This window comes from Phyllobacterium sp. P30BS-XVII, assembly GCF_014138335.1.
Taxonomy (GTDB): domain Bacteria; phylum Pseudomonadota; class Alphaproteobacteria; order Rhizobiales; family Rhizobiaceae; genus Phyllobacterium; species Phyllobacterium meliloti.
In genome coordinates this window covers 236,314-256,597 of sequence record NZ_JACGXO010000004.1, presented here as the reverse complement: position 1 = coordinate 256,597, position 20,284 = coordinate 236,314, and the positions used below count along the sequence as shown (strand labels likewise).

Below are 20,284 nucleotides of genomic sequence, written 5' to 3'. Positions count from 1 at the left end.
TTTTCGACATGAACGACACAGTGGATGATACGACCACTGACAAAAAAAAGTCCGCCCGGATTTCAGCCCGGCGCAAGCGCGTGAACAAGCGGGTGACGATGACGGATATTGCGCGCATCGCCGGGTGTTCGCAAGCGACGGTTTCTTTTGTTCTGAACAAAACACCGGGTATCAAGCTTGCCACCGAAACGCGGGAGCGGGTGATTGAGGCCGCGCGTTCGCTTGGTTACGCGGCGCCGAATTTTGCCCATCTTGATGCCAACGACACCTATGTGCCAGCTGTCGACGGTAAAATCGGTTTTGTCGTTGACCAACTGGCAACCAGTCCGGAAGCGGTGGTTGCGATCGAGGGCGCACGGCAGGCGTCATGGAATGCAGGCAACATCATTCTGGTTGCCCAGACATTGAATGATCCTGAGATGGAACCGCGCACCATCCGCGCCTTGCGTGAACAGGGCATATCCGCGCTGATCTATATGGCGATTTTCACGCGTGAAGTGACCTTGCCTGATTATCTCTATGATCTCGATATCCCGCTTATTCTTTTGAATTGCTACACCTCGGACTATGCATTTCCGGCTGTTATTCCAAGCGAGATTGCCGGTGGTCAGCATTCGACCCGCCATCTGATCCAGCATGGCCACAAACGTATCGGCATCATCACAGGGGAGCCATGGATGGAAGCAGCGCAAGACCGGCTGCGCGGCTATCGCCGGGCATTGGCGACAGCGGATATTCCGTTTGATCCTGAGTTGGTCATAGAGGGTGACTGGTCAGCAAGCGCGGGGTACAAGGCCACCCGGTCGCTTCTTGCGCTGAAAGACAGGCCTACTGCCATTTTCTGCCAGAATGACCGAACCGCCATCGGTTGCTATGAAGCGTTGAAAGAGGCGGGTATCCGCATCCCGGAAGATATTTCCGTCATTGGCTATGACGATGAAGAAATCTCGCGGCACCTGCACCCGCAATTGACCACGTCGGTTCTGCCGCACCGCGCCATGGGCCGCTGGGCCATCGAGCAGTTGGATACATATGTGCCCGGTAGCGGCACGCGCTATCCCATTACCAAATTGGAATGTCCATTGGTGGAGCGCCTCTCGGTGACGGATTGTATCGAACAAATCTAATCTTGAGCGGCCTTTGCCTTGATGTAGTCTGCGCGATCAATGCCATGACGCTGCAGTTTGTCATAAAACGTCTTACGGGGAATCCCCAGCGCCTCGATCGTCGTGCGCACATCGCCATTATTGCCTGATAGCGCGTCACGAATGAGCTTGGCTTCGTACTGTTCCATAGCCTCGGGCAGATTAACGGGTGTCGTGGTGGGCGCGGCAACCCGTTCGCCGCCCATTTCCCCCAGCCCAAGGGCGACCCGCTCGGCGAAATGCGCCAGTTCGCGCACATTGCCGGGCCAGTCATGCTCCATCAGCCGCGCCCGCATGGCTGAAGTCATTTCCTGCGGTTCGGTCTTGAAGCGAATGGCTGCGCGGTGCAGGAAATGTGTGAATAATAGCGGAATATCCTCCTTGCGCTCGCGCAAAGGCGGTATCGATACCGTCACGACATTCAGACGATAGAAAAGGTCCTCGCGGAAATTGGCCCGCTGTTCAGGGCTGCCAAGGTCCACCTTCGCGGCGGCGACCACACGCAGATCAACGGGGCGATGCTCATTGGTGCCAAGCGGCGTGATCTCGCGCATTTCCAGCACACGCAGGAGTTTCACCTGCGTTGCCAGCGGCATGCTCTCAATTTCATCGAGAAAAAGCGTTCCGCCGCTAGCATATTCTATCCGGCCGATGCGCTTTTTCTGAGCACCTGTGAAGGCTCCCGCCTCATGGCCGAACAATTCGCTTTCGATCACAGACTCCGGCAATGCGCCGCAATTCAGCGCAACAAAATTACCTTGCTTGCGCCGGCTCCATTCATGCAGAAGCCCGGCGGCGACGTCTTTGCCGCTGCCGGTCTCACCGGCAATCAGCACATCCACATCCGCAGTGGCCACATGACGTAAAGTCTTGCGCAGGTTTTGCATGACAGGCGTCTGGCCAATCAGCGGCACAGCTTCATCGGAAGCTTCCATGATTTGCCGCAGCTGGCGGTTTTCCATAACGAGGTGGCGCTTGTCGGCAGCACGGCGAATACTTTGGACAAGACGTTCGGCGGGATAGGGCTTTGCGATGAAATCGTAGGCACCTTCCTGCATGGCCTGAACGGCCATCTCAATGTCGCCGTGACCCGTGATCAGAATGACCGGCAGGTCCGCATCCATCTCGCGCAAGCGCCGGAAAAACTCCACGCCATCAATATGCGGCATGCGTACATCGCTGACGACCACCCCGGCAAAATCCGGTGTCAGAAATCGCAGTGCGCTCATCGCGTCGGCAAAGGGAACCACGCTGAAACCGGCCAGCTCCAATGTTTGCCGGTTGGCATTGCGCAGGTCATCATCATCATCGACAAACGCAATGTGAGGTTGAAAATCCATGATCAAACAACCCTCTTGAGATGAACGGTAAATTTGGTTCCTGCGTTGTTGCTCTCCACTTCAATGCGTCCGCCATATTCGGCGACGATGTCGTGGCAAATCACCAGCCCCAATCCGAGGCCGCGGTCTTTGGATGTATTGAAAGGGGTAAAAAGGGCCTGCATAATTTCCGGGGGGATGCCGGGGCCATTATCGGCCACCGTCAACTGTACCTCGTCATCGGCAAGCGCATAGCCAACGCTGATCCGGCTCGATGGCCCACCTTCGGTTGCCTCAAGCGCGTTTTGCATCAGATTGATCAGAACCTGTTCCAGCCGGATACGATTGCCATGGACTTTCACCTCTACAGGCGGTGTCTCGGTGGTGATCTTGCCAACGGTCTGTCGGAAGCGGCTGCCAAGGAGGAGCAACGCACCTTCGATAACGTCGCTGACCGCCGCCGGGCCAGCATCGCTGGTGCCCTTGCGGGAGAAGGTGCGCAATTCGTCGGTAATGCTGCCAATACGTTCTGTCAGACCAGCAATCGCCGAGAGGTTTTCCTTCACCGGCTCCATTTGATTGCGTGACAGAAAGGTCTTGGCATTGTCGGCATAGGAGCGGATGGCGGCCACCGGCTGATTGATCTCGTGGGCCACGCCTGCTGTCACCTGCCCAAGAATGGCCAGGCGGTTGGCCTGCACGAGTTCCTGTTGCACGGTTTGCAGTTTGTTTTCTGTCTTCTGCCGCTCTTCAGCCTGCATCACCAGTTCAGCATGGGCCGTACTCAGCGCTTCCGTACGTTCTGCCACGCGGCGCTCCAGCTCAAGGCGCGCCTGTTCCTGATAGTGTAAGCGCCGTAATGCGCGGCCCCGGCGATACAGGAAAAAGGCAGTGAAGCCGAGGACGGGTGCAAGGACGGCCAAAGCGGCGAGTTGTGCGGACCGTATGGACTCGGTCACTGCCGCTCCGGCAGGAGCCAGCAACTGCAATGACCAGCTTGTGGTCGGCACAGGGACGCGAACGCGAATAAATTCCGCATCCTGATTGGAACCGGGCAGTTGCGCCGTTACCCGGTCGGGGCTTGATTGCGTCAATGCCGGGGTGACACTCAAGGGAGCAAGCGGCGCAGCGCCAAATTGCAGGCTTTCACGAATAGGGCCAACCTGATCTGGTGGTATCGGCGCCTGCGCCATGAACCGCCATTCGGGAAAGCTGGTGATCAACACAATACCGCGGGGGTCGATCACATAGGATGGATCGCTGCTTTTTCGCCAGTCGGCTTCAAGTTCATCAAATTCGACCTTCACGACGATCACACCAAGCAAGCCTGAAGGTCCATCAATCCGCCGTGAAATATAAAGACCCGGCCTTTTGCTGATCGTGCCAAGCGCATAATGTTCAGCGCTTCCGCTTGCCAGGGCGCGCAGATAATAGGGGCGGAAACTATAGTCTATCCCGACAAAGCTCGTCGGTTCCTGCCAGTTGCTGGCCGAAAGTGCCGTGCCTTTGGCATCGAGAAGATAGATAACCGACGCGTGTGTTCCTTCGATCAGGCTTTCCAGCTTGCGGTCCACAAGATGCAGCATGCTTTCACTACGCGATGTCAGCGCGCTGATGAGATCCCGGTCCTGTGAAAGAACAAATGGAAGCGAACGCTGCTTTTCCAGCACTGTCCGCAGGAGAACAGCGTTAAGTTCCGCAGCGCTTGTCGCTCTCGTTTCAAGTGTCTGGTAGGCACGATTGCGGCCATAATCATTGGCAGCCAGCAATGCACCAAGGATCAGGAACACCGCGAGCGCCCCATAGATCAATTTGGATATGGCGCTCGACCCTGCCACCACGGGCAGTGTATCCACGTCTTTCTCAACCGAACTTTCCATATCTGATTTGTGCATATATCCGCACGATTGACAATAATTTTGTGCGTAATTTCGCACATGTGAAGATTGAAGATTTCTTCGCGCAGAATAATATTATTAGAAATCAGATAGTTAAAGAATATCTTCTAATTGGCACGGCCCTTGCTAATGAGATTGAAGAGAATGCGTAGGTTGTTCTCGAGAACGAGGGCCCGGGAGGCTGACAGGGTTTCTGCCAGACGCGGCTCGCACCATGGAGGAAGACATGAGTCCTGCGAACATCAGCGCAGCGCCAGAGCCGCGCGTCAAGAAACCAATCTATACCCATCTGTATTTTCAGGTCATCGTTGCCATCACCATCGGCATCGCGCTTGGCCACTATTATCCCGATATTGGCACGAGCATGAAGCCGCTCGGCGATGCCTTCATCAAGCTGGTGAAGATGATTATCGCTCCGGTAATCTTCCTGACCGTGACAACCGGTATTGCCGGAATGAGCGATCTGCAAAAGGTCGGGCGTGTTGCCGGCAAGGCGATGATCTACTTCCTGACCTTCTCGACACTGGCGCTGATTGTCGGTCTCATCGTTGCGAATGTCATCCAGCCCGGCGCGGGCATGAACATCAATCCATCAACACTTGATCCGGCTGCCGTAGCCACCTACACGCAGCAGGCGCATGAACAGAGTGTTATCGGCTTCCTGCAAAACATTATTCCAACAACCATTGTCGGTGCTTTCGCATCCGGCGATATCCTGCAGGTCCTGTTCTTCTCGGTTCTCTTCGGTATTTCGCTTGCTATGGTTGGCGAGCGCGCCGAACCCGTCACGAACTTCCTTCACACGCTGTCAGCACCGATTTTCAAGCTGGTCGCCATTTTGATGAAGGCCGCCCCAATCGGCGCCTTCGGTGCAATGGCCTTCACCATCGGCAAATACGGCATTGCATCGGTTGCCAATCTGTTGATGCTCATCGGCACATTCTACCTGACGTCGATCCTGTTTGTGGTGATCATTCTGGGTGCCGTTGCCAAATATAACGGCTTCTCCATCTTCGCCCTGATCCGTTACATCAAGGAAGAATTGCTCCTCGTTCTTGGCACCAGTTCCTCGGAAGCTGCCCTGCCAACCCTGATGGCGAAAATGGAAAAAGCGGGCTGCAAGAAGTCCGTCGTCGGTCTTGTTATTCCAACCGGCTATTCCTTCAATCTGGATGGCACCAATATCTACATGACGCTGGCTGCCCTCTTCATCGCGCAGGCAACCAATACACCCCTGACCCTCACCGATCAGGTTCTGCTGCTGCTCGTTGCCATGCTCAGCTCAAAGGGCGCTGCTGGTATCACCGGTGCTGGTTTCATCACCCTTGCCGCAACGTTGTCAGTTGTTCCGGCTGTTCCGGTTGCCGGTATGGCGCTGATCCTCGGTATCGACCGCTTCATGTCGGAATGCCGTGCCCTGACCAATCTGGTTGGCAATGCAGTGGCAACGATTGTCGTCGCCCGTTGGGAAGGCGAACTGGATAAAGGCATGCTTGATCGTGCGCTGCATGGCGGTGTCAGCGAAGAAGAGGCTCTTGCCTTCGCCGGTTGATGATCTGGTAAAGAATGAAATGGAAAGGCGGGCTCAGGCCCGCCTTTTTCATGCGAGATGGTCTCGCCATGCCTTCGCATAGGCATCGAATCCGTTGTCGAGAGGTTGAACATTTCCGGTGTTCGTCGGCGCGGGGATTGTCGCGCCCGCAAGCAGGGCAGCCCCAAGGCTGGTTCCTGTCGAACCACCCGGCAGCGATATTACTTCCCGTTGTGTCAGGTTGCATAATGCTGACAAATAAAGTGCGTTGCGGGAGAAGGGGCCTTCGATGATTGTGGCTCCCGCCGAACCGATCAGCTCCAGACTGATCGCGGTCATCATCGCCGCATAGAGTGAAGCAGCGGCGGTTCGTTCTGCCGGGTTGCCTGGTTCGCCATTGGGCCAGTTCGCCACCCGGTTCGGATACGGGCCGGTGCCTTTGGCAAGACCTGGCAGAATCATCACCTGATCGCGAATAACGCGCTGAAGCGTTTCCGCATCGGGAGCAACGGCATTCCCGCCGGTCAGAAGATCAAATTCACGCCCGCCCATAAAACGGGCTGATGGCACTGCCTTGCCATAGGCGTCGACATTGGCAAGCGTATCGCGTTGCTGATCGAGTTGATCCAGATGGCCGCCCACGGCAAACAGAACAACCCATGTCCCCGTTGAAACGACGGAAAACGGCGAGGTGCGTGTCATCAAATGCGGCAGCAAGGATGCATTTGAATCATGAATGCCGCAGAACACCGGTACTGATCTGTTGATACCGATCTGAGTTTTCAGGGGTGCGAGCAAATCTCCGATATGATCGAAAGCCGAACGGACGGGAGGCAAAAGCGGGCGCAGTTCCAGCTTGTCGACAAGGCTGGAATATTCACCGTTTCGCGGATTCCATAGATCCGTATGGCAGCCAAGAGATGTTACTTCGTTCACTGCGGTTCCGGTTAACCGCCAGACCCAATATTGGGCATAGGTCAGGACAGTTTTTACGCCTGCGAACAATGCTGGAAATTGTGTTTTCTGATAGTGAATCTGCGCACCGACATTCAGCCCGCCAGCCAGATAGGGAGAGCCGGTCTCGGCAAAATCAGGCCGTAGCTGCGCATAGTCCTGACGCACGGCATCGGGATAGATATGCTCATAATCAATGACAGGCATGGCCAGCCCGTTTTCGCCAAGCAGCGCCGCCGCAGCGCCATGGGCCGTAACGGATATGGCATCAAAACCGGGTGTTTCGGCAAATTCTGTCAGCGAGTGCAGAAAGAAGTGCCACAGCACGTCAACATCATAATGCGGGTAGGGACCATTGCTGACCACGCGATTGGGTGTGCTGCGTACGGCAAGTTCCACACCGCTTGCTGCATCAACCACAACGAGTTTGGCATTGGTCTTGCCAACATCAATGACAGCAATATGGCGTGGCTTGGTCATATCAGGCCATATGAAACAGACAGACCAGATCGGACTGTACGGGTGAATGATCAGGGTTGGTCGCCATGATATCGGCCATATACACCCACCATTTCTTCATCACAGGATGGTCAGGAAGATCAGCCATTGTATGCCCGGCAGGGCGACTCAATACGCCGAAAAGCGTATTGGTTTCGCGATCAAGATGAATGGAATAATCCTGCACACCCGCGTCGCGCAGGAGGTCGACAAGCTCCGGCCAGATGGCATCATGCCGCCGCCGATATTCCTCTTCCATGCCGGGGTTGAGCATCATCTTGAACGCATATTTCTCTTGAGCGTTCATGCGTGCTTCCTGTGCCTGACGCGGCGGATGATAATCGGCAATGTTATGGTGATAATCAGAAGCAGGCCGATGAAGATTGACATGACAATGCCCGGTACATTGAGCAGTCCTAGGCCAAATGTAACCAGTCCCATCACGAAAGCCGCGATGACCACACCGCCAATGGTGCCGGAGCCGCCAAGAATGGAGATGCCACCCAATACGACCATGGTGACGATTTCTAATTCCCACCCTTGTGCAATGGAGGGGCGGGTCGAACCCAGACGCGAGGTAAGACAGACCGCAGCAATGCCGGACATCAGCCCGGTCATTACGAACAGGGTAAACTTGATCCGTTCAACGCGGATGCCGGAGAAGCGCGCCGCAAATTCATTGTTGCCGATGGCATAGATGCGCCTGCCAAAGTTTGTGGCGTGCAGCAGAATGGCGAAGAGAACTGCCAGTACGGCGAACAGGACAAATTCGAAGGAAAACACCCAGAAGACGTAGCCTTGTCCGAAATAGGCAAAGGAAGCGGGATAGCCGCCATAGGCTTTGTCGCCAAGGACAATATAGGCGATGCCGCGAAACAGGCTCATTGTGCCGATGGTCACGACAATGGAGGGAAGCCGCAGTCCAGCCACCAGAATGCCGTTGATGACGCCGCATCCCACGCCAACCGCAATACCGATGGCGACGAGCCCCGGAGTTCCAACACCCGCCTGCGCCGCAGCACCCATGGCTGTTGCGGCAAGGGCAATGATAGCCGCGACAGAAAGATCAATTTCTCCAGCAATAATCAGCAAGGCCATGGCGAAAGCGACCATCGCTTTTTCGGTGAAATTGAACGTGGCGTCCGAGAGGTTCCAGGCATTCAAGAAGTAAGGTGAGGCAAAGGAGTTGGCGATGAAAATCAGGATCGCCACAACCAGAAGCAGCGCTTCCCAGCTGGCAAACAATCGCGTCGCAGATGTACCCAAACGATCCGGGATATGACGTTTTTCGCTTGTGATACTCATGCGATACCCTCGATCTTTTCCGATGCCCCGCGATCCCGCAGAATGATGCGGCCGCGCCGTTGTTCCTGCCGCGCATTGAAAATCACCGCTGCAATGATGACGCCGCCTGATATGGCCATTTGCGAGAAGGGTGAAATGTTGATGACGGGCAGGGCATTCTTGATAACGCCGAGGAACAGTGACCCGAGAACTGCACCCGCAACCGAGCCAATGCCTCCAAGTGTCGAGATACCGCCGATGACGCAGGCGGCAACGCTGTCAAGTTCAAACCCCGCGGCGATATCGACATAAGCCACGGCATAGCGCGACACCCAGAGATAGCCGCACAGACCGGCAAGCGTGCCAGATATGACGAAAGCAAAAAACCGGGTGCGGCCCACATCAATGCCCGCATATACAGCCGCTGTCGGATTACCGCCGGAAGCATAGATCGCGCGGCCGAGGAAGGTGCGCGACATGACGATATAAATGACAGCGACAATGACGATGGCTGTCCATCCGAGAACAGGCAGACCAAGAAAGACATGACGCGGTGTTTGCAGGAAAGGCTCGGTCATCTGATGCGCGTTGACCCAGCCGCCGCCTGACAGGACGAAGGCCATGCCGCGATAAATGGTAAGGGTGCCAAGCGTGACAACAATTGAGGGAATGCCGAGCTTCCACACGAACAGACCATTAATTGCGCCGAGGATCGCACCAATGCCAAGCGCGATGACAACAATCAGCGCCAATGGCAAATCCGGATGAGCAGCATTCAACATGGCAACGGCCATGCCGGTAAAGGCAACATTGGCCGCAACGGAAAGATCAATCGATTTCGTCAGGATCACGGTCATCTGGCCGAGCGCCAGGATGATCAGGATCGACGTATCATTGAAAATATTCGAGAGGTTTGACGGGCTGGAAAAGCCGGGTGAACGTGAGGAAAAAATCCCAAGCAAGACGGCGATGATCACCACCAGCAGCATCTCGCGAAATTTGAAAAGCTTTTTAATCATCTCGCTCCTTACGCGTTGCCGGTTGCGGCGCGAACCAGTATCTCGGCGTTCATATCTGCACGCTCGAAGAGACCGGCAGACAGACCCTCCCGCATGACAAGCACGCGGTCGGACATCCCGAGTATCTCCGGCAGTTCGGATGAAACCATGATAATGCTGAGACCTTCGCCTGCGAGTTCGCTGATAAAGGCATGGACGGCAGCTTTCGAGCCGATATCGATGCCTTTGGTCGGCTCATCAAGAATGAGGATTTTCGGTTGTGTGGCGAGCCACTTGCCGATGACGACCTTCTGCTGATTGCCGCCGGACAGCGTACCAACAGGCACCGACAAGGCGGCCGCGCGCAGGTCAAAACGTTCGGCATATTTGCGCGCCAATGCCAGTTCTTCCGCGGCACGCAAGAAACCAGAGCGCGAGGTTTTCCCAAGGGAAGGCAGCGAGATATTCTGGTAGATCGGTAATTGCAGCACGGCGCCGTGGCGTCCGCGCTCCTCGGGCACATAGACAATGCCCGCATGAACCGCCTCGCCGGGCGAGCGTATCTGGATTTCCTTGCCGTCCAGTTCCAGCCTGCCATGCGATGGCCGGGTGACACCGAACAGGGATTGGCAAATCTCCGAACGGCCAGCGCCCACCAATCCATAGATGCCAAGGATTTCGCCTTTGCGCAGTTCGAAGGAAATATCGCGGAACTCCGTCGGGTGGCTGTAATTCTCGACCTTCAGAACTGTCTCCCCACGCGGAATATCCACTTTTGGAAAGGCATGTTCGATGGAGCGGCCAACCATCAAGCGGACAATATCGTTCTGATTGATGTCGGCGAGCGCCCCGCTGCCCACAGCTTTGCCATCGCGAAACACCGCATAATTATCGGCGATCTCATAAACCTCATCGAATTTGTGGCTGATGAAGAGAATGGCTTTGCCTTGAGCCTTCAGCCGCCTGACGATCTGGAAGAGATCATCGACTTCCTTGCGTGACAGGGCAGCCGTTGGTTCATCCATGATCACGATGCGCGCATCGACCGAAAGCGCGCGGGCGATGGCAACAAGATGGCGCTGGGCGATGGAAAGATCCTTCAGCCGGGCGCGCGGGTCGATATTGCTTTCGAGCGAATGAAGCAGGGCGAGCGCCCTTGCATTCACGCCCTTCCAGTTGACCAGACCGAAAGACGTTTTTGGAGCATGACCGATAAAGATGTTCTCGGCGACGGACAATTCGTCAAACAGCACGGTTTCCTGATGAATGGCCGTCACGCCATGATCGATAGCATTCTGTGCGTTGCCAAAGGCGACCGACTTGCCATCGATATGAATCTCACCTTCATCGGACTGATAAATGCCGGTCAAAATTTTGACGAGGGTAGACTTTCCCGCACCGTTTTCGCCGATCAGCGCCGTCACTGTGCCCGGATAAAGGGAGATATTGACGTCGTTCAGTGCTTTCACACCGGGAAACGACTTGGAGATACCCCGCATTTCCAGAATGGGGACAATTGGTGATGGCTCGGCAAGGGCGGCGTTCATCATGGACATACCAATGGGTTGAAAAATGCCCGGCAGAAAATCTGCCGGGCTTTATGGCGCGGTTGCCGGATCAGAAAATCTTGGAGAACTGATCGATATTCTTCGCGTCATAGACGAAGGGGTCAGCCATGGCGGCCTCACCATTGTCGCCGATCTTGATCTTGCCCATGCGTCCGGCTTCAATCTCGCTGCCGGGTTTGCCGTCCGTGTCGCCCTTGACGAGGCGATAGGCGATCTGCGTGGCGGAATAACCAAGATCAATCGGGTTCCAGATGGCAAATTCCTTGGTGGCACCGGATTTGATGGCACCGGCCATTTCCGATGGCAGGCCAAGGCCCGTTACATAAACCGAACCAATCTTCTTGGCATCTGCCACCGCCTGCGAGGCGGCGAGAACGCCAACTGTCGTTGGAGCAACGATGACCTTCACATTGGGCTGCGAGGTCAGGAGACCCTGTGCTTCGCGATAGCTCTTATCAGCAAGGTCATCGCCATAAACGGTTGTCACCAGATTGAGGCCGGGGAAACTTGGCAGCTGCTTTTTCATTTCGGCAATCCAGGTGTTCTGGTTTGTCGATGTGGTCGTTGCTGAAAGGATAGCAAAGTCGCCCTTGCCGTCGGGCAGATGGGCAGCGGCGAGTTGCAGGCACATCTTGCCGATCAGTTCGTTGGACGAAGGGTTGAGATGGACGATGCGGCCTTCCTTGGCCACGGCCGAGTCCCAGGAAATAACCTTGATGCCGCGCGCCATGGCCTTCTTCAAAGCCGGTACAACCGCGTCCGGATCGTTGGCAGAAATGGCAATGGCATTAACATTCTGGGCGATCAGTGCATTGATGACCTCAATCTGGCCTTCAGCTGTCGTTGATGTTGGTCCTGTATAGATGACCTCGACGCCGCCGAGTTCCTTCGCCGCTTCCTGCGCGCCTTTGTTGGCTGCTTCAAAGAAGCCATTGCCAAGGGATTTCGCGACGAGGCCGATCTTGATGGTTTCTGCCTGTGCCTGTGATGCGAGCATGGCAAGTGCCAGAGCCGACCCCAGTGCAAGTTTCTTCAATACGTTCATTTTTCTTCCTCCCTAGATTGAAAATAGCCGCTCCGGCGCTGGTTTTTATGCGATCGAAGCGGAATCCCTTGATTTGTCCTGAGCATTCACTTTGGCAATGATCAGCTCGACCCCGGCGTCCTCCACCATTTTCCGGTCTGCGTCCGAAATGCCGTCGTCCGTTATAATTGTCGCGACCCGCTGCAATGGGCAAAGGATCAGGCTTGAACGGCGCGCGAACTTGGTTGAATCAACCAGCAGCACCAGTTCATCCGCCTGATTGATCAGTTTCTGTTCGCCCTGAATGATCAGTGGATCAGATTCCATAGCCCCGAACGGGCCCACACCAACCGCACCCATGAACATGCGTTTGCCGTAGAAATTGCGGGTGACGTCATTGTCGAAGGGCGAGAGGATCATGCTCTGCTCGCGGTAAATCATGCCGCCGGGTATGATCACCGTACTCTTGGAGTTCTTCACCAGATGTTCAGCGATGGCGAAGGAGTTGGTCATGATCTGCAAACGGCGCGCGGCGAGATAATGCACCATCTGAAATGTTGTCGTGCCGCCATTCAGAATGATCGCATCACCTTCATTGCAAAGGTTTACGGCTTCGCGGGCGATTGCTCGCTTCTTGTCGATATTCTCCGCTTCGGACACCCGAAATGGCCGGCCGGCAAGCGCTGTCTGTTGTGGCGGGTGAATGGCTTCTGCGCCGCCACGGACCCGGCGCAGCTTGCCCTGTACATGCATGGAGGCGATATCGCGCCGGATCGTTGCCTCCGACGCTTCCGTCAATTCGGCAATGTCCTGAATGGTGATGAACGGTTTTTCCTGAACAGCACTCAGGATAATACGTTGGCGCTCACGTTCGTGCATTTTTCCCTCCACTGTCGCAAGCATTGCGCAAAATAACATGCAGTGTCAATCAATATCAGTCAAATATATTCATATTGCACTGCACAATTGCAATTTTATGATTGAATTTGATCATTTGTGATTGACACGAAATCACACTCTGCTCCATAGCTAGAGAAAATTCACATGGCTGTGGCGCGATGTCCGGCCATCTTATGATTGATCGGGAGGCAAGTATGGCGGGCAAGGTCCAACTTCTGGATAATCGTTGGGACGATCAAAAAGCTGCCAAGCTGGATGAACCGGGCAAGCTGCTCTATCGCTCCAATCTGCTGGGTGCTGACAAGCGCATTACCAATTATGGCGGCGGCAATACCTCTGCGAAAGTATTGGAAACGGACCCGCTGACTGGCAAATCCGTTGAAGTGCTTTGGGTAAAGGGTTCGGGCGGTGATGTGGGCACCATTAAGCTCGATGGCTTCGCCACGCTTTATATGGAAAAGCTGAAATCGCTGAAATCCATTTACACGGGCATTGCCGACGAAGACCGTATGGTGGGTTTCCTGCCGCATTGCACGTTCAATCTCAACGGTCGCGCCGCGTCAATTGATACGCCATTGCACGGTTTTGTACCGTTCAAGCATGTCGACCATATGCACCCCGATGCTATTATTGCCATTGCGGCATCAAAGAATTCGCGTGAGCTGACCAAGGAGGTCTTTGGGGACACAATTGGCTGGCTGCCATGGCGTCGTCCGGGTTTTCAGCTTGGTCTTGATCTCGGTGCCTATGTGGCTGCCAATCCCCATTCCAAAGGCGTGGTGCTTGAAAGCCATGGTCTGTTCACTTGGGCCGATGATGCCAGGGAATGCTATGAGTTGACGCTTGATATCATCAACAAGGCGATTGTCTGGTTTGATGGCAAGACTGCAGATAAGGCTGCCTTTGGTGGAGAGGCAACAAAGAGCCTTGATGCAGCTACACGTCGTGCTATCGCCGCGCGGCTCATGCCTGAGATTCGCGGGAAGATCGGGGTATCGGAACGCAAGCTTGGCGATTTTGATGATCAGCCGGCAGTTCTGGAGTTCGTTAATTCCAAAAACCTGCGTCCCCTCGCGTCTCTCGGCACCAGTTGCCCAGACCATTTCCTGCGTACGAAAATTCGCCCGCTCGTGCTTGATATCGATCCGGTCAATCTCGATGCTGCCGGTGATGCGCTTGATGCTGCGCTTGAAGCCTACCGCGTTGACTATGCCCGCTATTATAACGCCTGCAAGCACGCCAATTCGCCTGCCATGCGCGATCCCAATCCGGTCATTTTCCTCATTCCCGGTGTTGGCATGCTGTCCTTTGCCAAGGACAAGGCGACCGCCCGTATCGCCGGTGAATTCTACGTCAACGCTATCAACGTGATGCGTGGCGCTTCATCCGTCTCTGAGTATCAGGGGCTGCCGGAACAGGAGGCGTTCGACATTGAATACTGGTTGCTTGAGGAAGCCAAATTGCAGCGTATGCCCAAGCCCAAATCATTGGCAGGTCGTGTGGCATTCGTAACGGGTGGTGCCGGTGGCATTGGCCGTGCGACGGCCGAGCGGCTGCTGGGGCAGGGTGCGTGCGTTATTCTTGCGGATATTGATGCGGAAGCATTGAAGGCTGCCCGTCAGGATTTTGCCGAGCGCTACAGCACCGATGTGGTGCGTGGTGTACAGCTTAATGTGACAGACGAGGCGGGTGTGATTGCAAGCTTTGCCGAGGCTTCGGTCGAGTTTGGCGGCATTGATATTCTTGTCTCCAATGCGGGCATCGCCTCGTCAGCCCCGATTGAAGTCACGGAACTTGCCATGTGGAACCGCAATATGGACATTCTGGCAACGGGCTATTTCCTCGTCTCCCGGGAAGCGTTCCGCCTGTTCCGGCGCCAGAAGATTGGCGGCAATGTGGTGTTTGTTGCCTCCAAGAACGGACTTGCTGCTTCCCCCAATGCCAGTGCCTATTGCACTGCCAAGGCTGCGGAAATTCATCTCGCCCGCTGCCTTGCGCTTGAGGGGGCGGAAGCCGGTATCCGCGTCAATACTGTCAACCCGGATGCGGTGTTGCGGGGGTCAAAAATCTGGAATGGCGAGTGGCGGGAGCAACGTGCAGCCTCCTCCAATCTGCAGGTGGAAGAGCTTGAAGAGCATTATCGCAAGCGGTCGCTGCTCAAGCTGAATGTGCTGCCTGAGGATATTGCCGAGGCAATCTATTTCCTTGCCTCCGACGCCTCAGCCAAGTCCACGGGTAATATTATCAATGTCGACGCTGGCAACGTGCAAAGCTTCACGCGATAAAGCGGTCTGGGGAGGACATCATGGCTGAACTGCAAATTTCCGGCGATCTTATTGCGTCCGAAAATGACAAGCGCGCTGCGGCACAAAAGAGCGATTTTGAAGCGCTGGGAGCCCATCTCGCCCGCCGCAACATCGATATCGAGGCAATCACCGCAAAGGTGCTGGATTTCTTCGTCGCCATTCCATCGTGGGGCGTTGGCACTGGCGGAACCCGCTTTGCGCGTTTTCCGGGGCAGGGCGAGCCACGCGGTATTTTTGACAAGCTTGATGATTGTTCCGTCATTCATCAACTGAGCCGTGCGACACCCACAGTCTCGCTTCACATACCCTGGGACAAGGCCGATCCGAAACAGCTGAAAGCCCATGCGGATGCGCTTGGCCTCGGCTTTGATGCGATGAATTCCAATACTTTTTCCGACGCACCGGATCAGGCGCATTCCTATAAATATGGTTCGTTGAGCCATGTGGATGCGGCAACCCGTAAACAGGCTATCGCGCACAATATAGAGTGCATCGAAATCGGCAATGCTATCGGCTCGAAGGCTTTGACTGTATGGGTTGGGGATGGATCGAACTTTCCGGGCCAGAGCAATTTTGCCCGGTCGTTTGAACGCTATCTCGGTGCCATGGCCGAAATCTACAAGGCGCTGCCGGATGACTGGCGCATCTTCTCCGAACATAAAATGTTCGAACCAGCCTTCTATTCCACCGTTGTGCAGGATTGGGGCACCAATTATCTGATTGCCCAGACCTTGGGGCCAAAGGCCTTCTGTCTGGTTGATCTTGGCCACCACGCCCCGAACAGCAATATTGAGATGATCGTTTCGCGGTTGATCCAGTTCAAGAAACTTGGCGGTTTCCACTTCAACGATTCCAAATATGGTGATGATGATCTCGATGCGGGGTCGATTGATCCTTACCGGCTGTTCCTCGTGTTCAATGAACTCGTTGATGCACAAGAGCGTGGTGTCGAGGGTTTCCATCCGGCACACATGATCGATCAGTCGCACAATGTGACTGATCCGATTGAGAGCCTGATCTCCAGCGCCAATGAAATTCGCCGCGCCTATGCGCAGGCATTGCTGGTGGATCGTGATGCGCTGGGGGGCTACCAGGACAGCAACGACGCGCTGATGGCGTCGGATGCCTTAAAGCGCGCCTACCGGACGGATGTGGAGCCCATTCTGGCGGAAGCACGCCGCCGGGCAGGTGGTGCCATTGAGCCAATCGCGGCGTATCGAACCAGCGGCTACCGGCAGAAGGTCGGGAAAATAAGACCCGCCAGCACAGGCGGCAGCGGCGGCATTATCTGACCGATCCCTCCTACAACAGCATTTCCAAGGCAGCGCCATCAGCGCTGCCTTTTTCTTTTTTGTTTGACAGCGCTCGATACATTTGGTCTTATTCTACTATAACACACTATATAACATAATAGTGGAATAACAAAGGGGACTGTCATGAAATCACTGAAACTCGCACTCCTATTGGGTTCGGCGCTGGTTGCCTTCAGCCCTGCTGCCTTTGCCCAGACCAAGGGCGGCGTTATCAACGTTGCCACCATTGGCGAGCCGCCGACACTTGATGCCATGGCATCGACAGCCGATCTTGTCGGCATTGTTTCGCAGCATATTTTCGAGACGCTCTATACATTTGACGCAAACTGGAACCCGACACCGCTTCTCGCCGCCAGCCTCCCCGAGATTTCGGCCGATGGCAAAATCTACACGATCAAACTGCGCACGGGCGTTAAGTTCCATGATGGCACCGATATGGATTCCACCGATGTGGTTGCCTCGCTAAAGCGCTGGACACAGATTGCCTCGCGCGGCAAGCAGGTCGCGTCGCTCATTGCATCCATTGATGCGGTTGATGCCTCAACCGTTCGCATCACGCTCAATGCACCCCATGCACCGCTGTTGTCGCTGCTGGCATTTAACAATGCCGCAGCGATCATCCTCCCAAGTGAAAAACAACAGAACCCGATGACCGAACCGGTGGGCACGGGACCTTACAAGCTGAAGGAACGCAAGGCTGATCAGTATATTCAGCTTGTTCGCTTCGATGGCTATAAATCCCCTGAAGGGAACGAGAACGGCTATGGCGGCGCACGCCATCAATATCTTGATGAAATCCGCTTCGCGCCCGTACCCGACGCAAATACCCGCGTTGAAGGCGCGATATCCGGCCAGTTCGATTATGCGGACAGCCTGCCGGTTGAAGCCTATGACCGTGTGAAGGGCCAGAAGGCAACCGAACCCGTTCTGTTGAAACCCTTTGGCTGGCCGGTCTTTGTGCTGAACACCGCGCAGGGATTGACCAAGAACCAGGATATGCGTCTGGCTATCCGTGCCGCGCTCAACATGGAAGACATGCTGGCGGCCGCCTTTGGTAGCACGGATTTCTATTCGCTCAACGGATCGTTCTATCCAGCCTCTTATAGCTGGGCAACCGATGCGGGCGTCAAGGATGGCTATAATATTGGCGATCCTGAAAAGGCCGCCGCACTTTTGAAAAAGGCCAATTACGACGGCAAGCCCGTCCGCATTCTCACCAGCCGCCAATATGAATTCCATTATAAGATGGCGCAGGTCGCCGCTGAATATCTGAAGGCAGCCGGGATCAATGTCGAATTGCAGGTGGTCGACTGGGCAACGCTGACGCAGCGCCGTGCTGATCCCGCTCTATGGGATATCTATATCAGCCATAGCCCGTTCCTGCCGGAACCCGCCCTGATCGGTGCTCTGTCAACCAGTGCGCCCGGCAATTGGGACACGCCAGCGCGCAAGGTGGCTGTTGATGCCTTCAATTCCGAAACCGACCCGAAGAAGCGTATTGCACTGTGGGCGGAGGTTCAGAAAGTGATCTACGCGGAAGCACCCATCATCAAGATTGGTGATTTCAATGCTCTATCGGCCAAGTCACCCAAGGTGGAGGGTTTTACGCCAGCGCCATGGCCATATTTCTGGAACGTGTCACTCAAACAGTAATCGGAACAATGCATAGCGCGGACAGATCATCACTGTCCGCGCCGCATCGTCTACCCCCTGTCAACAGGATTGAACCGACCTGATGCTCCGTTACATATTCCAACGCTTTATCGGCATGATTGTCGTGATGTTTCTGGTGGTGACCATCGTGTTCATCATTGTGCGCGTCACGCCGGGTGATCCCGCTGCCGTCATGCTCGGGCCGGAAGCAACCGCTGCCGATATCGCGCAATTGCGGGCAGCGCTCGGGCTCGACCGGTCCATTCCCGTACAATATGTCTATTTCATCGGCCAGTTGTTGCAGGGTGATCTCGGGCGTTCCATCTTTCTCGACCAGCCGGTGCTGACGGCTTTGGCGCAGCGCGCCGAGCCCACCTTCTTCCTCACCATTTTCTCGATCCTGATCGCCAGTGTCATTGCCATTCCCATTGGCGTCTATGCGGCCTACAGGCGTGGGTCGATTTTCGATCAGGCCGCAACAGCGCTCGCCATGCTCGCCGCCAGTATTCCAAGCTTCTGGCTGGGGCTCATTCTGATGCAGGTCTTTGCAGTGCGGTTTGGCATATTTCCGGTTTCCGGCTATGGCGGTCCGGATACAACCTTTGGTGAGCGGCTTTATCATCTCGTGCTGCCAGCTTTTGCTCTGGGAATCGTTTCATCGGCCCTGATCATGCGCTTTACCCGTGCTTCCATGCTGGATGTGCTGGGTGATGACTATATTCGCACCGCCCGTGCCAAGGGCGTTGTCGAGCGCAGCGTCGTGCTCAAACATGCGTTCAAGAATGCGTTAATCCCGATCATAACAGTCGTTGGTTTGACCGCAGCCGTGCTCATTTCCGGCGCTGTGGTTACAGAGACGGTGTTTGGCCTTCCCGGTGTCGGCAATCTGGTCGTGTCGGCGGTGTTACGCCGCGATTATCCGGTCATTCAGGGCGCGCTTCTCGTCATCGCCGGGCTTTATGTCCTCATCAATTTTGCCATCGACATGCTTTACCTCGTCGTTGATCCAAGGGTGCGCTACTGATGACCGATATTGCTTCAACAGCCCCCGTCAGTGAGCGCAGCAAGTTTTTCCGCGTGCTCATCCGCCGCAAGACCGTGCTTTTTGGTCTGATTGTTCTGGCAATTTTCATTGCGCTTGCCGTTCTGGCGCCGCTCATTGCGCCTTATGCGCCGAACAAGCTTTCGATCGTCAACCGGCTGAAGCCGCCAAGCGCCCAATGGATTTTCGGTACGGATGAATTTGGGCGCGATGTGTTCTCGCGTACGATCTATTCGGCCCGATTGTCGTTGCTGGTTGGTTTTGCCGTGGTGGTTCTGGCATCGCTGATCGGTGTGACACTGGGCATTCTCGCCGGGTTCTTCCACAGGCTCGATGCACCGATCACCCGCCTGATCGATGCGATGATGGCGTTTCCGGATATCCTGCTTGCCATTGCCCTGGTAGCCGCGCTGGGGCCGTCGCTCACCACTGTGATTATTGCACTCAGCATTGTCTATGCGCCGCGGCTTGCCCGCGTGGTGCGTGCCTCAACGCTTGTCATTCGCGAGTTGCCCTATGTGGAAGCCGCCCATGCGCTTGGGATATCGACGCCGCATATTCTGACACGGCATATCCTGCGCAATCTGCTCTCGCCCATCCTCGTTCAGGGAACATTCCTGTTTGCCCATGCCATGCTGGCAGAGGCAGGCCTGTCCTTCCTTGGTCTTGGCGTCAGCCCCGAAGTGCCCACCTGGGGCACGATGATTGCCGCCGGACGGCAATATGTCGGTCAGGCCGACTGGATGACCCTCTTTCCCGGTATTGCCATCGTTCTCTCCGTTCTCTCGCTGCAAATGGTGGGTGATGGCTTCCGTGACCTCCTCGACCCACGCCTCAGAAAGGATCTCTGA

16 protein-coding genes are annotated in these 20,284 nt (G+C 55.4%); 7 read left to right on the top strand and 9 right to left on the bottom strand.

The genetic code is table 11. The annotated features are described in order from the left end of the window. Positions 1–8: 8 nt before the first annotated feature. Positions 9–1,127 (top strand): LacI family DNA-binding transcriptional regulator, encoded by a 1,119-nt coding sequence (locus tag FHW17_RS13420; RefSeq protein WP_182510093.1) that lies wholly within the window; start codon positions 9–11, stop codon positions 1,125–1,127. On the opposite strand, the gene FHW17_RS13415 is transcribed toward FHW17_RS13420, so the two are convergent. Both FHW17_RS13415 and FHW17_RS13410 read right to left on the bottom strand, forming a co-directional pair. Next, positions 1,124–2,485 carry a sigma-54 dependent transcriptional regulator gene (locus FHW17_RS13415; RefSeq protein ID WP_182510092.1) on the bottom strand — a complete coding sequence of 454 codons (1,362 nt, stop codon included), beginning with the start codon at positions 2,483–2,485 and terminating at the stop codon, positions 1,124–1,126. The two genes, FHW17_RS13420 and FHW17_RS13415, sit on opposite strands and share 4 nt — an antisense overlap. A 2-nt stretch (positions 2,486–2,487) precedes the next feature. Further along, entirely contained in the window at positions 2,488–4,344 is a 1,857-nt protein-coding gene (locus tag FHW17_RS13410; RefSeq protein ID WP_246706826.1) for an ATP-binding protein, read from the bottom strand. Between the two features lie 244 nt (positions 4,345–4,588). Here FHW17_RS13410 and FHW17_RS13405 point away from each other — a divergent pair, with 244 nt between their 5' ends. After that, positions 4,589–5,914 carry a dicarboxylate/amino acid:cation symporter gene (locus FHW17_RS13405; protein ID WP_182510090.1) on the top strand — a complete coding sequence of 442 codons (1,326 nt, stop codon included), beginning with the start codon at positions 4,589–4,591 and terminating at the stop codon, positions 5,912–5,914. 48 nt (positions 5,915–5,962) lie between these two features. On the opposite strand, the gene FHW17_RS13400 is transcribed toward FHW17_RS13405, so the two are convergent. The 7 genes from FHW17_RS13400 to FHW17_RS13370 form a co-directional block, all read right to left on the bottom strand. Next, positions 5,963–7,327: an FGGY family carbohydrate kinase gene (locus FHW17_RS13400; protein WP_112526052.1), complete on the bottom strand. Its 1,365-nt coding sequence runs from the start codon at positions 7,325–7,327 to the stop codon at positions 5,963–5,965. A 1-nt stretch (position 7,328) separates the two neighbouring features. Next, on the bottom strand, positions 7,329–7,652 hold the full coding sequence (rhaM, locus tag FHW17_RS13395; RefSeq protein WP_113095797.1) for an L-rhamnose mutarotase: 324 nt from the start codon (positions 7,650–7,652) through the stop codon (positions 7,329–7,331). Then, on the bottom strand, positions 7,649–8,650 hold the full coding sequence (locus tag FHW17_RS13390) for an ABC transporter permease (RefSeq protein WP_182510089.1): 1,002 nt from the start codon (positions 8,648–8,650) through the stop codon (positions 7,649–7,651). The genes rhaM and FHW17_RS13390 overlap by 4 nt, the downstream gene beginning before the upstream one ends. Next, positions 8,647–9,645, bottom strand: a complete 999-nt coding sequence (locus tag FHW17_RS13385) for an ABC transporter permease (RefSeq protein WP_112526402.1) — start codon at positions 9,643–9,645, stop codon at positions 8,647–8,649. The genes FHW17_RS13390 and FHW17_RS13385 overlap by 4 nt, the downstream gene beginning before the upstream one ends. Positions 9,646–9,656: 11 nt before the next feature. After that, positions 9,657–11,177, bottom strand: coding sequence for a sugar ABC transporter ATP-binding protein (locus FHW17_RS13380; RefSeq protein WP_246706825.1), 1,521 nt, complete (start codon positions 11,175–11,177; stop codon positions 9,657–9,659). 67 nt (positions 11,178–11,244) lie between these two features. Continuing rightward, positions 11,245–12,240 carry a rhamnose ABC transporter substrate-binding protein gene (gene rhaS / locus FHW17_RS13375; protein WP_091882890.1) on the bottom strand — a complete coding sequence of 332 codons (996 nt, stop codon included), beginning with the start codon at positions 12,238–12,240 and terminating at the stop codon, positions 11,245–11,247. 45 nt (positions 12,241–12,285) lie between these two features. Then, a complete protein-coding gene (locus FHW17_RS13370) occupies positions 12,286–13,098 on the bottom strand; it encodes a DeoR/GlpR family DNA-binding transcription regulator (RefSeq protein ID WP_182510087.1) in 813 nt (270 codons plus the stop codon). 215 nt (positions 13,099–13,313) lie between these two features. On the opposite strand from FHW17_RS13370, the gene FHW17_RS13365 reads away from it, so the two are divergent. From FHW17_RS13365 to FHW17_RS13345, 5 genes are all read left to right on the top strand, one after another. Continuing rightward, entirely contained in the window at positions 13,314–15,404 is a 2,091-nt protein-coding gene (locus FHW17_RS13365; protein WP_182510086.1) for a bifunctional rhamnulose-1-phosphate aldolase/short-chain dehydrogenase, read from the top strand. A gap of 20 nt (positions 15,405–15,424) precedes the next feature. Beyond that, the gene (rhaI, locus tag FHW17_RS13360; protein WP_182510085.1) at positions 15,425–16,717 is read left to right on the top strand and encodes an L-rhamnose catabolism isomerase; all 1,293 of its coding nucleotides are present in this window, start codon (positions 15,425–15,427) and stop codon (positions 16,715–16,717) included. A gap of 144 nt (positions 16,718–16,861) precedes the next feature. After that, complete coding sequence (locus tag FHW17_RS13355; RefSeq protein ID WP_182510084.1) at positions 16,862–18,391, top strand: ABC transporter substrate-binding protein; 1,530 nt, start codon at positions 16,862–16,864, stop codon at positions 18,389–18,391. Positions 18,392–18,473: 82 nt separating this feature from the next. Beyond that, entirely contained in the window at positions 18,474–19,415 is a 942-nt protein-coding gene (locus FHW17_RS13350) for an ABC transporter permease (RefSeq protein WP_182510083.1), read from the top strand. Next, positions 19,415–20,284: an ABC transporter permease gene (locus FHW17_RS13345; protein WP_113095803.1), complete on the top strand. Its 870-nt coding sequence runs from the start codon at positions 19,415–19,417 to the stop codon at positions 20,282–20,284. The genes FHW17_RS13350 and FHW17_RS13345 overlap by 1 nt, the downstream gene beginning before the upstream one ends.